This window comes from Proteiniclasticum aestuarii (assembly GCF_017368455.1).
In the GTDB taxonomy this organism is placed as follows: domain Bacteria; phylum Bacillota; class Clostridia; order Clostridiales; family Clostridiaceae; genus Proteiniclasticum; species Proteiniclasticum aestuarii.
The window spans coordinates 196,596-209,307 of sequence record NZ_JAFNJU010000007.1; the positions used below are offsets into that span (position 1 = coordinate 196,596).

13 protein-coding genes are annotated in these 12,712 nt (G+C 48.0%); 12 read left to right on the forward strand and 1 reads right to left on the reverse strand.

The window, feature by feature from the left end; all coding sequences use genetic code 11:
* Positions 1-6: 6 nt before the first annotated feature.
* The 6 genes from J3A84_RS10525 (at position 7) to J3A84_RS10550 (ending at position 5,449) form a co-directional block, all read left to right on the forward strand.
* On the forward strand, positions 7-1,566 hold the full coding sequence (locus tag J3A84_RS10525; RefSeq protein ID WP_207599983.1) for an ABC transporter substrate-binding protein: 1,560 nt from the start codon (positions 7-9) through the stop codon (positions 1,564-1,566).
* Positions 1,563-2,573 carry an ABC transporter ATP-binding protein gene (locus J3A84_RS10530; protein ID WP_207599984.1) on the forward strand — a complete coding sequence of 337 codons (1,011 nt, stop codon included), beginning with the start codon at positions 1,563-1,565 and terminating at the stop codon, positions 2,571-2,573. The genes J3A84_RS10525 and J3A84_RS10530 overlap by 4 nt, the downstream gene beginning before the upstream one ends.
* The gene (locus J3A84_RS10535) at positions 2,566-3,318 is read left to right on the forward strand and encodes an ABC transporter ATP-binding protein (protein ID WP_207599985.1); all 753 of its coding nucleotides are present in this window, start codon (positions 2,566-2,568) and stop codon (positions 3,316-3,318) included. Before J3A84_RS10530 ends, J3A84_RS10535 begins: the two co-directional genes overlap by 8 nt.
* 282 nt (positions 3,319-3,600) lie before the next feature.
* Positions 3,601-4,026: a DUF3842 family protein gene (locus J3A84_RS10540; protein WP_242694152.1), complete on the forward strand. Its 426-nt coding sequence runs from the start codon at positions 3,601-3,603 to the stop codon at positions 4,024-4,026.
* Positions 4,027-4,116: 90 nt separating this feature from the next.
* Positions 4,117-4,512, forward strand: coding sequence for a VOC family protein (locus J3A84_RS10545; protein ID WP_207599986.1), 396 nt, complete (start codon positions 4,117-4,119; stop codon positions 4,510-4,512).
* Positions 4,513-4,666: 154 nt separating this feature from the next.
* Positions 4,667-5,449, forward strand: a complete 783-nt coding sequence (locus J3A84_RS10550) for a glucose 1-dehydrogenase (protein WP_207599987.1) — start codon at positions 4,667-4,669, stop codon at positions 5,447-5,449.
* 115 nt (positions 5,450-5,564) lie between these two features.
* On the opposite strand, the gene J3A84_RS10555 is transcribed toward J3A84_RS10550, so the two are convergent.
* A complete protein-coding gene (locus J3A84_RS10555) occupies positions 5,565-5,999 on the reverse strand; it encodes a hypothetical protein (protein ID WP_207599988.1) in 435 nt (144 codons plus the stop codon).
* Between the two features lie 189 nt (positions 6,000-6,188).
* On the opposite strand from J3A84_RS10555, the gene J3A84_RS10560 reads away from it, so the two are divergent.
* The 6 genes from J3A84_RS10560 to J3A84_RS10585 form a co-directional block, all read left to right on the forward strand.
* Complete coding sequence (locus J3A84_RS10560; protein WP_207599989.1) at positions 6,189-8,102, forward strand: heavy metal translocating P-type ATPase; 1,914 nt, start codon at positions 6,189-6,191, stop codon at positions 8,100-8,102.
* Between the two features lie 49 nt (positions 8,103-8,151).
* Positions 8,152-8,370, forward strand: a complete 219-nt coding sequence (locus tag J3A84_RS10565) for a heavy-metal-associated domain-containing protein (protein WP_207599990.1) — start codon at positions 8,152-8,154, stop codon at positions 8,368-8,370.
* Positions 8,371-8,435: 65 nt separating this feature from the next.
* Positions 8,436-9,146: a Crp/Fnr family transcriptional regulator gene (locus J3A84_RS10570; RefSeq protein WP_207599991.1), complete on the forward strand. Its 711-nt coding sequence runs from the start codon at positions 8,436-8,438 to the stop codon at positions 9,144-9,146.
* 227 nt (positions 9,147-9,373) lie between these two features.
* A complete protein-coding gene (locus J3A84_RS10575) occupies positions 9,374-10,660 on the forward strand; it encodes an L-cysteine desulfidase family protein (RefSeq protein ID WP_207599992.1) in 1,287 nt (428 codons plus the stop codon).
* A 380-nt stretch (positions 10,661-11,040) separates the two neighbouring features.
* Positions 11,041-12,459 carry a hypothetical protein gene (locus J3A84_RS10580; RefSeq protein WP_207599993.1) on the forward strand — a complete coding sequence of 473 codons (1,419 nt, stop codon included), beginning with the start codon at positions 11,041-11,043 and terminating at the stop codon, positions 12,457-12,459.
* Between the two features lie 71 nt (positions 12,460-12,530).
* A partial coding sequence (locus J3A84_RS10585; protein ID WP_207599994.1) for a hypothetical protein occupies positions 12,531-12,712 on the forward strand: 182 nt, incomplete at its 3' end.

Sequence of the window (12,712 nt, forward strand, 5' to 3'; positions counted from 1 at the left end):
ATCTAAATGAGTAAATGGACGAAAACAATAGGAAGCCTCTTGCTTCTCATTCTGGTCACAGGGTGTGCTTCCAATGGAATAAAGGAAGAAGAACAAAACCACAACACCCTTGTCTATGGCAGCGGAGAAATCACAAGCATCAATCCGGTGCTCTACGAGCATGGAGAAATCAACAGTCTCCTGTTCAGAGGACTTATGAAAAACGGGGAAGGAAACGGACTGGAAAAGGATCTGGTGTCGGACTACAGCATCAGTGAAGACCAGAAGGTCTATGAGTTCACGCTCCGGGAGGATGTGCTCTGGCATGATGGAGAACGCTTCACCGCAGAGGATGTGAAGTTTACGTTGGAAGCGATTATGGATCCGGAGAATGAATCGGAAATCGCATCGAATTATGAGGAGATCGAAGGAATCATCGTGGAAGATGATATCCATGTGAGGATACTGCTGAAAGAGCCCAACACGGCCATGCTGGCGTATCTCACCATCGGCATGGTTCCATCACATCTGCTTACTGGAAAGAATCTGGTGTCAGACCCGTTCAACCATCAGCCCATCGGCACAGGACCCTATAAGGTGGAATCCTTCAACCTGGGCGAATCGGTGGTTCTTGCAGCCAATGAGACATACTACAACGGAACACCGGACATCGAGCGCATCATCTTCAAGTTCACACCGGATTCGAAAACCAGAGCACTCCAGCTCAAGGCCGGGGAGCTGGACCTGGCGCTGGTCAGTCCTGAAGATACAGAGACATTCAAGGATGCAGTGGAGTTTACGACCTACCAGATGACCACAGCGGACTATCGCGGAATTCTGTACAACTTCGGAAGCGACTTCTTCAATGAACACCGGGAACTTCCGACCATCCTCAGCTATGGCGTGGATCGGGAGATCATGGTGGAGTCGGTGCTTCTGGGCTATGGAGAACCGGCCTATTCTCCTCTTCAGCGAAGTGTCTATGTGAAGGAAGACATGGAGCGATTCGACTACAACCCTCAGAAAGTGAAGGAAGGACTGAACAATGCGGGCTGGACCCTGGGCGAAGAGGGAATCTACGAGAAGGGCGATGAGAAGCTCTCCTTTACCGTCCACTGCATGGAAGGCGATACCACAAGAGTTCAGCTGGCTCAGGTTGCCTCTCAGCAGTTTAAAGAGCTGGGCATCGAGATGAAGGTGGCGGTGACGGCGAACATCGACTGGGAAAATCAGGAGGCGTTTCTGATCGGCTGGGGCAGTCCTTTCGACCCGGATGATCATACCTACAAAGTGTTCGGGACCGGCAAGGGAAGCAATTACAGCGGCTATGCCAATACTGCAGTGGATGAGGCGCTGGAAAGAGGACGCGAAACGGCTGTGGAAGCGGAGAGAAGAATCCACTATGATGCTTTTCAGGAGGAACTGACCAAAGACATGCCCTATACTTTCCTGGCTTATGTGGATGCTCTCTATGTGGCGTCCGATAAACTGGAAGGCATAGATTCTGAAGCGGTTCTAGGGCATCACGGACTGGGGTTGTTCCAGAATGCGGAAGATTGGCACTGGAACCAGGGAGAAGGGAAATGATTACTGCACAGGCTGCAGGTAAGAGAGGAGAGGAAACCATGAGAAGAAATACAGCCATATCGGTGGATGGATTATGGGTTTCTTTCACGACCCCTGAGGGAATCATGCATCCTGTGCGAAATCTTTCGCTGGAAGTCTGCCACGGAGAAATTCTCGCAATCCTGGGTGAATCCGGAGCAGGGAAATCTCTCCTGGCCAAAACCTTCATGGGGATTCTCCCTTCAGACGCCCAGGTGGTGAAAGGAGAGGTTTCAGACTCCTTTGGATTCGAAGAACGCGCCATGGTGCTGCAGGACCCCAAGAAGTTTCTGGATCCCACTTTGTCCATCGGAAAGCAGATCATGGAAACACTGAAATACAGTGGAGTCAGGAGAAGCCAGCGAAGGTCGGAGGCCATGAAGCTCCTGGAAAGAGTAGCCATGGATGATTCTGAGAAGAGGTTTCACCAGTATGTCCACGAACTCTCCGGTGGTCTGGCCCAGAGGGCGGTGATGGCTGTGGCGTTGGCCAAGAAGCCGAAGCTTCTTATTGCAGATGAACCCACAACGGCTCTGGACGAGAAGAACGAGGAAAAACTCATAGATCTTCTGGTGGAATTGTCAGAAGAGACAGCGCTGACGACCATTTTGGTGACCCATAATCTTCAGGCAGCTAGAAAAGCGGCCCATCGCATTGCAGTCATGTATGCCGGGAGAATCATCGAAATCGGGACAAAGGAGGAGGTTCTTACTCAGCCGGTGCATCCCTATACCCAGGCACTGCTGGCATCAGATCAGTTCAGGAAGAATGATAAGGGCCGGCTGGTAACCATCCAGGGCATACCGCCCTGTCCTATGAATTTTCCGAAAGGAGATGCTTTTTCAGTGAGAAATCCCGATGCGCTTGTGATGGACTTCCTGGAAGAACCGCCCATGATGAAGGTATCCGATACCCATTATGCGGCCACATGGCTTCTGGATCCGAGATGCAAGAGAAGCAAGATTGCAGAGGGAGGTACTCATGGATAAAATCATTCTGAAGCTGACCGATGTGGATTATTATTATCCGCTCCAGGGACTGGAGACTTTTCATGCTTTGAAGAAAATATCTCTTTGGGTAGAAGAAGGAGAAATTCTAGGCCTGGTTGGTGAATCCGGATCAGGGAAGTCTACCCTGGCCAAAGTGATGCTGGGGATTTCCGGGAAAATCCGGGGAGAAATCCGATACAAGGGGATCAATATCCATGGAAGGAGCTGGAGAAGAATGAAAGTCAAGCCTATTCAGATGGTTCTACAGGACTCCAAGTCTTCGCTGAATCCCAAAATGACCCTGTTCCAGTCCATGGAAGAGCCCCTTGTTCTGTCAGGCATGAAAGAGAAGGATGAAAGGGAAAAGCGTGTTCGGGAAATCTGCCATCAAGTAGGTTTGGATCTGTCAACGGCAGGAAAATTTCCCGGAGCCTGTTCCGGAGGACAGAGACAAAGAGCCAGTATCGGAAGAGCGCTTGTGCTTTCTCCGGAACTTCTAATTCTTGATGAAGCCGTTTCTTCTCTGGATGTTTCCATACAAGGACAGATTGTGAACCTGCTTAAAGACATTTCTGAAAAAATGAACACAACGATTGTATTCATCAGCCATAATGAAAGACTTGTGGACCATTTCTGCACAAGGATACTACGGATGGAGAAGGGAAGGCTCCTGGATAAGAATCAGGATATGCATCCCATTCACAAGAAGGAGAAGGAACCCTTATCCTCAAGCAAAAGTATCTGATTTCCGGTCTTAAGCCTTCAAGATGGCTGAATGACTCTACCCCCTATCGAGACGTAACTGGAGAGACAGATACCCTGGTTATCTTGGAGGTGACTTCAGATTGAAAGCTTCACATTTTCTTTCTATGCATCAGGCGTGCATTATGTCATTTGGGGCACTGAAGCAGGGCAGCATCATAAAAACGGAAGAAAAGCGGTAGGATTTTCAAAGATGGCGTGATGACGAAGGACATCTTCATGTATAATACTGATAAGAGAATCGAAAAGGAAGGGAAGTAGAGAAATGCTGAAATTAGTGGTCATAGATGGTCAGGGTGGCGGTCTTGGAAAGAATCTCATAGAGAAAATCATCAAAGCAAACGTGAAGGATGTGGATATCATAGCGCTGGGGACCAATGCTCTGGCGACGGCGAGCATGATTAAGGCAGGGGCAAGAACCGGCGCAACAGGAGAAAATGCCATCATGGTGAATGCGGAGAAAGCGGATGTGATCATGGGGCCCATTGCCGTTGTGATCCCGAACTCGATCATGGGGGAAATCACACAGGGCATATCCCTTGCGGTGGGGAAATCGGATGCGATGAAGATTCTCATTCCATTAAACAGATGCAATGTGGAAATCCCGGGTACGGCCCGGTATACAGTCACGCAGCTCCTTGACAGTGCAGTGGAAGAACTGAAGAAGTATCAGGAGAGTATGAGTTCCTGATGATAGGAATACTGCGGTGGATAGGTCTGGAAATGTAAGGGTGTTTCCTGACGAGTCCGATGGAACACCATACAATGAGGAGGGCAATTCATGTCAAAAGGGCTTATACATCACATCGAAATCTATGTGACGAATCTTCAGCGGTCCACGGACTTCTGGGGATGGTTTCTGCATGAACTGGGCTATGAACTATATCAGGAATGGAAGGAAGGAAAAAGCTACAGACTGGGAGAAACCTATCTGGTCTTTGTCCAGACAGAAGAGCGCTTCAAGGAGATTTCCTATCACAGGTGCGCTACAGGCCTCAATCATCTTGCCTTTCATGCCGCATCACGGGAGGAAGTGGATGAGATGACGGAAAAGCTATATGCAAGAGGCGTCACCATCCTCTACGAAGACCGGCATCCCTATGCAGGAGGAAGAGATTATTATGCGGTGTTTTTCGAGGACCCAGACAGAATCAAAGTGGAATTTGTGGCGCCATGAACATCAGAAAGGTCTTCTTCACCACAGATGATAACAGAGCATGAGAAATCTAAACAGGGGATTACCATTGTGTAAGGATACTATGAAATCTGTCAAATCTCTTGCATATCATGAGATAATGGAGTCAGAACCATTCTATGCAAGGAGGATAACCATGAAAAACTTAAAAGATAAAGTGATGCTGATCACCGGAGGCGCATCCGGACTGGGATTTGCAACAGCCAAGGAACTCCTTTCTCGAGGAGCGAAGCTATGCCTTGTGGACATCAATGAAGAAGGCCTGAAGGAAAAGAAAGAGGAATTGCTGAAGGAAAACGGAGAAGCGGAAATTCTCACTGTCACAGCAGATGTTTCAAAGGAAGCTGAAGTGAAAAACTATGTGGATGAAACCATGAAGAAATTCGGAAGAATCGACGGATTCTACAACAATGCGGGCATCGAAGGGAAGCAGGCTTCCATGGGAGAATACGATCTGGATATGTTCCATAAGGTCATCGAAATCAACCTCATGGGGGTCTATTATGGACTGCGGTTTGTTCTCCCCATCATGAAAGAGCAGAAATACGGAAAGATCGTGAATACTGCGTCCGTAGCGGGGATTCTGGGTCTTGAGAACCAGTCTCCTTATATCGCCAGTAAGCACGCCGTCACAGGCATGACCAAAAGCGCCGCGGTGGAGTATTCTGAAGCCGGAATCAACATCAACTCTATTGCACCAGGAGCCATTCTGACACCCATGGTGGAAGGTTCCTTCAAACAGCTCAATCCCGATAATCCAGAGAAAGCCCAGAAGGAGTTTGCCAAGAAAAATCCGGCAAGAAGACTGGGTCAGCCGGAAGAGGTAGCCAAAGTCGTCGCATTTCTGCTTTCAGATGATGCATCCTATGTCAACGGCCAGGTCATCGCCATCGATGGAGGACAGTCGGTACTCTATTAGGACAGTAAGAAGTGAAAACTGAAAAATAGAAGTTCAGAGAAAGAAGGTCGGCTTCCATGGAGAAGCCGGCCTTCTTTCTCTTTTCTGACTGCTTTCATAAGTAAGGGGGCTTTCTTTATCCCTGATATCCGGCAAACTGATCTCCTAGGATGTCTTCCAGGGCATGGATCATGGTTTCATCTTCTCCGACGTATAAGATGATGATGTTATCTGTCTTGTAGAAATGCGGGTAGGAGACCCAGCTGATTTCCACGGAATCATTGCCGTTATGATAACCAGTACCACCTTCATCGATATTGGAGGCATCTTTTTCCATGCTGCTCCCGCTATCATACAGATAAACAGTGATGTGCTCTGTTTCGTTGACAGTAAGCCATCTGCGCTCTCCTTGAAGAATGTCTTTGTCAGTTACTTCTGCATTGACGCTGAAATTCATCTCTTCAAGCTGAGTTATGAAATCCATATAAGCGGCTTCCGGGATGTCTTTCTTGCAAGCCAGCAGAGTGAAGGCTAGAGCAATTAATAGGAGAATGGATGCGTTTTTTTTCATGGGAACCTCCTTGTGATTCTTATTTTTCTATAGTATAGGGCATCAAAAAGAGTCTGGGGTATCAATACCGTAACAGAAAAGCAGTCTGTTTTGGAAAAAAATCAGAGAACTTGATGCACATCAAGGAGAGTTTTTCCCTTTCCTTCTACAATAGAGACAAGAAAGAAAAAGACATGGGAGGAAAAAGAGATGAGAATCATCATGAAATACAAAAATCAGATTACAGCCCTTTCCTTTATCCTGATCCTGACAGGGATCCTTGCAGGAAATGCGGGCATGGAGGCAGCAAGAAATACTGCGCTGATCACTGCAACAGTTATTGCGAGCATACCCATCGGCATGAAGGCGTTTCAGAGCCTTAGAATGAAAGCCTTCAGCATTGAGCTATTGGTCATCATCGCTGTGGTGGGGGCACTCTACATACAGGAATACATGGAATCCTCTGTGGTCACCTTCCTGTTTCTCTTCGGAGCCTACCTGGAAGCCAGAACCCTGGAGAAGACGCGGTCTTCCCTGAAGAATCTTCTGGATATGGCCCCCCAGGAAGCCTGGGTCGTAAGAGACGGAGAGAGTATGCTCGTATCCGTTGATGATATTGAAGAAGGGGAGACCCTTCTCATCAGGTCCGGAGGAAAAGTGGCCGTGGACGGAACCATTCTCTCTGGAGAAGCATCCTTCAATGAAGCCGCCATCACCGGAGAATCGGTTCCTGTCACCAAGGGAATAGGAGAGAAGCTCTTCAGCGGAAGTTTACTGGATCATGGATACGTGGAAATGATTGCAGAAAAAGTAGGGGAAGACACCACCTTCTCCAAGATCATCGAGCTGGTGGAAGAAGCCCAGGAAGCCAAGTCCAAAGCGGCCAGATTCCTGGATAAGTTTGCGCAGATCTATACACCGGGTGTAGTGATTCTTTCCGTGGTGGTCTATCTCATCACTCAGAATCTGCATATCGCCATCACCTTTCTGGTGGTCGCCTGTCCTGGCGCACTGGTCATTGGGGCACCTGTATCCAATGTGGCAGGAATCGGAAATGGTGCGAAAAACGGCGTTCTTGTGAAAGGCGGAGAAGTCATGGACAGACTTTCCAAAGTGGATACACTGGTCTTTGACAAGACGGGCACGCTGACCAAAGGAAAGCCGGAAGTATCCGGTATCCGAACATTCCATGGCATGGGAGAAGACGAACTTCTGGAACTGACAGCTTCCGTGGAAAGCGCATCAGAACATCATCTGGGCCAGACCATCGTGAAGGAAGCCGTGAAACGGAACATCGAGATTCACGGGGACCTGGAGAACCTTCTGGTGGAGAAAGGAAGGGGGATTTCCGCAAAGCTTCAGGAGAAGAACATTATTTCAGGGAACCGGAAGCTTATGTCGCAGCATGACATCGTGATAGACACAGATGTGGAAGAAGAGGCACTGCGCGGAGAAAAGCAGGGGAACACCGTGGTCTTCGCTGCAGTGGATGGAGTAATAAGTGGACTGTTTCTTATAAGGGACCAGATCAGAGAAGATGCCTACTCCTCCCTGAAGGAGCTGAGAGCATCAGGCATCAGGCAGATCATCATGCTCACCGGAGATAACCGTCACACAGCGGAGCTGGTGGCAAGGGAACTGGAGCTGGATGCCTACCATGCGGAGCTTCTGCCTAAGGACAAGCTGGACTTTGTAGAGAAGCTGAAGAAGGAAGGAAAAGTAGTGCTTATGGCAGGAGACGGCATCAATGATGCACCAGCCATTGCCACGGCGGATATCGGACTGGCCATGGGAGATGGTGGTACAGATGTGGCCCTTGAAACGGCAGACCTGGTTCTGCTGGGAGACAACTTCAGGCAGCTGACCCATGCTTACAGCCTGGCCAAGGCCACGGTCAGAAATATGAAGCAGAACATCTGGTTTGCAGTAGGCGTGGTGGCACTTCTTCTCGCTGGAGTGCTCAGCGGAAGAATTCATCTGGCCGAAGGCATGTTCATTCATGAAGCCAGTGTGATCCTCGTGATCTTAAATGCCATGAGGCTGGTGAAATACAGAAGAAAGAACCTGGTTGCTGACAGTGCAAAGAATATGGAAAACTTGATGGATATCAATGTATCCTCATAGAAAATAGGATAGGATGAAGACAATAAAATCATAAATGGAGGAATGAAAAATGAAAAAATTAGTGATGCAGCTGGAACAGCTGACCTGCCCGACCTGTGTGAAGAAGATTGAAACAGTACTGGAAAAGACGGAAGGTGTGGAAACTTCCACGGTACTTTTCAACTCCAGTAAGGTGAAAATCAGTTATAATGAAGAGGAAGTAACCCCGAAGGAGCTAAGCCGTAAAATCATGGATCTGGGATATGACGTCCTCAGCATGAAAGAATAGAAGGGAAAGATATCACATAACAAAGATTATGTGAAAATGAATGAAGAGGACCAGGAGGAGATTAGATGGAAAAAGAAGAAAACAGAAAAACCTGCAGTACCCATGGAGAGCTGAGTCATGACCACTGCATCTCTCTGGTCCCCATCTTCAATCACCTGACAAAAGAGCAGATGGTGGAAATATCAGCACTGACCCATGCCGTGCAATTCAGAAAGGGTGAAACCATCTACAGGGCCCAGGAACCATCCAATGCGCTCTACATCGTAAGCAGAGGGAAGGTGAAAATCTATAGAATATCCGATTCCGGCAAGGATCAGATTCAGAGAATCCTGACACCAGGTGATTTCACCGGAGAGCTGGCACTCTTTAGTGAAGACCTTCATGATGCCTATGCGGAGGCGCTGGAGGATGTAGAGATCTGCATGGTGAAAAGAGAAGACATGTCAGAGCTTCTTCTGAAATATCCCACCATCGCCATGAAGGTGCTAAGCGAGTTCTCCAGGAGACTGGAAGCTTCAGAGAAGCAGTCCACACGAATCGCCACGGAAAAAGTGGAAACGAGAATCGCCATGTACATAGCAGAAATCCTGGACCGATATGGGGAAGAGGGCATCGTCGAGATGCCCATGAAGCGAAAGGATCTGGCCTCGCATCTGGGCACCACGCCGGAAACCATCAGCAGAAAGCTTCTGGAGCTGGAGGAAGCGCAGATCATCGAGCAGCTTCCGGGAAACAGGATTCATGTACTGGACCTGGATGCGCTTCTACTGATCTAGTGTTACCCCTATGCATACACTTGTATGGCCTGGAGAAATGAAGAATCACCTGGAGGAGGTTATTTTCCGAAATGGTGATTTTTCTTCTGTTTCAGGGGATTCTCTCTAGAAGAGATGGAAGAACCTCTGCTATAATGGGAGTAGGAAACAGGGTATGGAGACATACAGGTGGGAAGAGGAGACTCTTCCGCGTAATCAGGGAAATGAGCATAATCGGGGGTATATTTATGTTGGAAAAAGCGTTTCTGGAAGTGCTGGATCGGGAACTTGTCATTGCACTGGGCTGTACGGAACCCATTGCCATCGCCTATGCTTCGGCCATGGCCACGAAGCATCTGAAAGGGGATCTCCTTGCACTGGAAGTCTATGCCAGTGGAAACATCATCAAAAATGCCATGGGGGTGCATATTCCAGGCACCGGAAAGACGGGCATGAATCTGGCTGCGGCGCTGGGATCAATCAGCGATGCGGACAAGAATCTGGAAGTGCTCTGCGGCATCAATGAAGAGGATATCGAGAAAGCGCAGCAGATGATCGAAGAAGGCAGAATCAGCATCAGAAAATCCGATCATCCGAAGAAGCTCTATATTGAAGTCGTTGCGAAGTCCGAAGCTTCCTCTTCGAGGGTCGTCATCGAAGATCGTCATACCAACATCACGCGGATTGAAACCGACGGTAAAGTGTTCTTCAGTGTGGAGGACAAAATCGATGAGCTTCCCGTGAATGATACCAGCTTTATGAGCATGGAGAGTATCTGGACATTCGTGGAGAATGTGGATGTGTCCAGGCTATCCAAGGTGGAGGAAAGCATAAAGGTCAACAAGCGAATCGGAGAAGAAGGGCTTCTTCATGATTATGGACTCAAAGTGGGCAAGACCATCTATGAGTCCATGAAGAAAGGGCATCAGGTCATGGACCCGACAAACTATGCCATGGCGCTGACAGCGGCGGGCTCCGATGCCAGAATGGCGGGCTCCTCCTTCAGCGTCATGAGTAATTCAGGCAGCGGCAATCAGGGCATCACAGCCACCCTGCCGGTCATCGCTTTCTGGGAAAAGCTTGGATCAGCCTACGAGGAGCTTCTTCGGGCGGTCGCTTTAAGTCATCTGGTGACCATCTACATCAAGACCAAGTTCGGCAGGCTCTCCGCCCTCTGTGGAGCAACCATTGCAGCCACGGGAGCCAGCTGCGGCATCACCTATCTTCAGGGAGGAAAGAAGGAAGCGATCTATGCATCGGTTCAGAACATGCTGGGCAATGTCACAGGCATGCTCTGTGATGGAGCAAAAGGCGGATGTGCGCTGAAGGTAGCCACCTGCACCAGTGCAGCATGTCTTTCGTCCTCACTGGCTTTAAACGGCATCGCCATTGGAAGCCATGACGGCATCATTGACCAGAATCCGGAGAAGACCATCGAGAATCTCTGCCTTCTCAGCATGGAAGGCGGACTGGAGTCCGACCGGATCATTCTGGACATCATGCTGGAGAAGGAAAACAAGCTCATCAACAACTGATTTTATAGAAGACCAGATCTGCATCGCAGATCTTTTTTTCTTTTGAAGGAAAAGGCTTCGCACTCCCTTGATTTAAGATCATCAGGTTCTGTGTCAAGGTAGTGCATACAGTCCCTCATGATGGCATCAATTGGTATATCGTAATGTAGTATATTACATTATTCTAAATTCCAGGACTGTTAAATGAAAAGAGTAATATGTATGTGGAACGGCAGAATTCTACTGATTTCCTTTATGGAAGATCCTACAGTCAGAAATGAGGGCAGGGTTTTTCATTGCCTATGAAGAAGGATTCCCGGATACATCAGATCCAATTGTAAGGTCTTTGTTAATTGTTTATCTATATTTATGATATTATAGATGAAAGAGGTGTTGTAAAAATGAAAAGAATCGCGGTATGCCTTATGCTTTTTCTATATCTCAGCTCGAGCATCATCACAGTATCCGCAAATTCAGGACCTGTGACCTGGTATCATTATCCGGGTATTTCCATGATCACCATTGATGAGGATTCCCCCATCACAGTGATCAAGGAGGATCTGCATTTTGATTTCAGCGAGGAGAAGGAAAATGATTTTACCCGAGTGGGAAAAGTCAGTGCACGCTACACCATGCGGAATACGGAAGCAGAATCTACTGTTTCCAGAATGGTCTTTCCTTTCATCAGAAATCTGTGGAACAGAGATGAAGACCAGGTAGAGGTTCTCCTTGATGGGAAGCCCGTTGATTATGAGATCTACTACGGGAAGGAAGTGGAGGAAGTCTACAGTGAAGATCAGTTCAAGGAGAAAGTGGAGCTGGAGGATATACTGGAATCTGTTACAGGAGAGAGGTATGTACCTGTAAACTTTCACTATGAGGAAGTAGGGCATCTATACCGGATTCAGCTGGATTCCGACCGGGAAGAGGATCTGCATGTGGATGCCAGTTTCACCCTATCGGATAGGGATTCACGATTATTCACCAGAGGCAACAACAGCTACGGATATGATAATGATACGAATGAATTTGTCATAGGGACCTGGCTGGGGGGTGAACATACATCCATGGACATTTTCAGTCTGGATGAAGAGATGGACATCGAAGTGAAAGGCTATGCGAGCGGAGTGGAGGATGCGCCGGAAGTCAAGGACTTCACCTATGAGATTGTTGAGGAGGAAATGAGCCTTGAGACCTATTACAGGGAGTTTCTTTCCGCAGATGAATACATCAGCGGCAGTGTCTTCATCCCGGAGGACCATAACATCTATTATGAGGTGCTGGATGAAGCGCTTGAGAGAGAACGCCTTGTCACAGTGGATCACATATCGAGCCTTCTGACAAAGCCCCGATATGTACTCATCGCCTATGAGGTGCCTTTTGAAGGACTGGAAGAAAAAGAGGTGGAAGTGAGATATGCTGCCATGGGCAGCATGGATCGAAGTGAAACGGTGGAGCCCACCTACACCTATGAGTATTTTCTTCATCCGGCAAAGTACTGGAAGGATTTCCAGGACCTGACCATAAGGGTCACACCATCGGAGTCCTATCCCTATATCATTGAAAGCAATCTTGCCCTGACTAGAGAAGACGATGGAACCTATATAGGCACCTTCAGTACTCTTCCGGAAGAAGATCTGCGTTTCACCCTTTTTGAGAAAGAAGAGATCACCGCCATGGATAAGGTCAAAGGAAACCTGGCCAGAAACACTTATCTCCTTTATTTTGGCGGTGCAGCACTACTAGGCCTCATGACTCTGTTTCTTGCAGGTCTTCTCATCAGAAGAGCCGTGAACTCCTCACGCAGAAAACATCAATAATCAGGGTGTGAAGATGAAACCAGTAGACGGAAAGAACGAGAAATGCGGACAGTGAAACGGAGGAAGAAAATATGAAACTGTATATGAAACAGAAAGTCTTTTCCTGGAGAGACAGATTCTACATCAAGAAAGAAGAGATCACCGCCATGGATAAGGTCAAAGGAAACCTGGCCAGAAACACTTATCTCCTTTATTTTGGCGGTGCAGCACTACTAGGCCTCATGACTCTGTTTCTTGCAGGTCTTCTCATCAG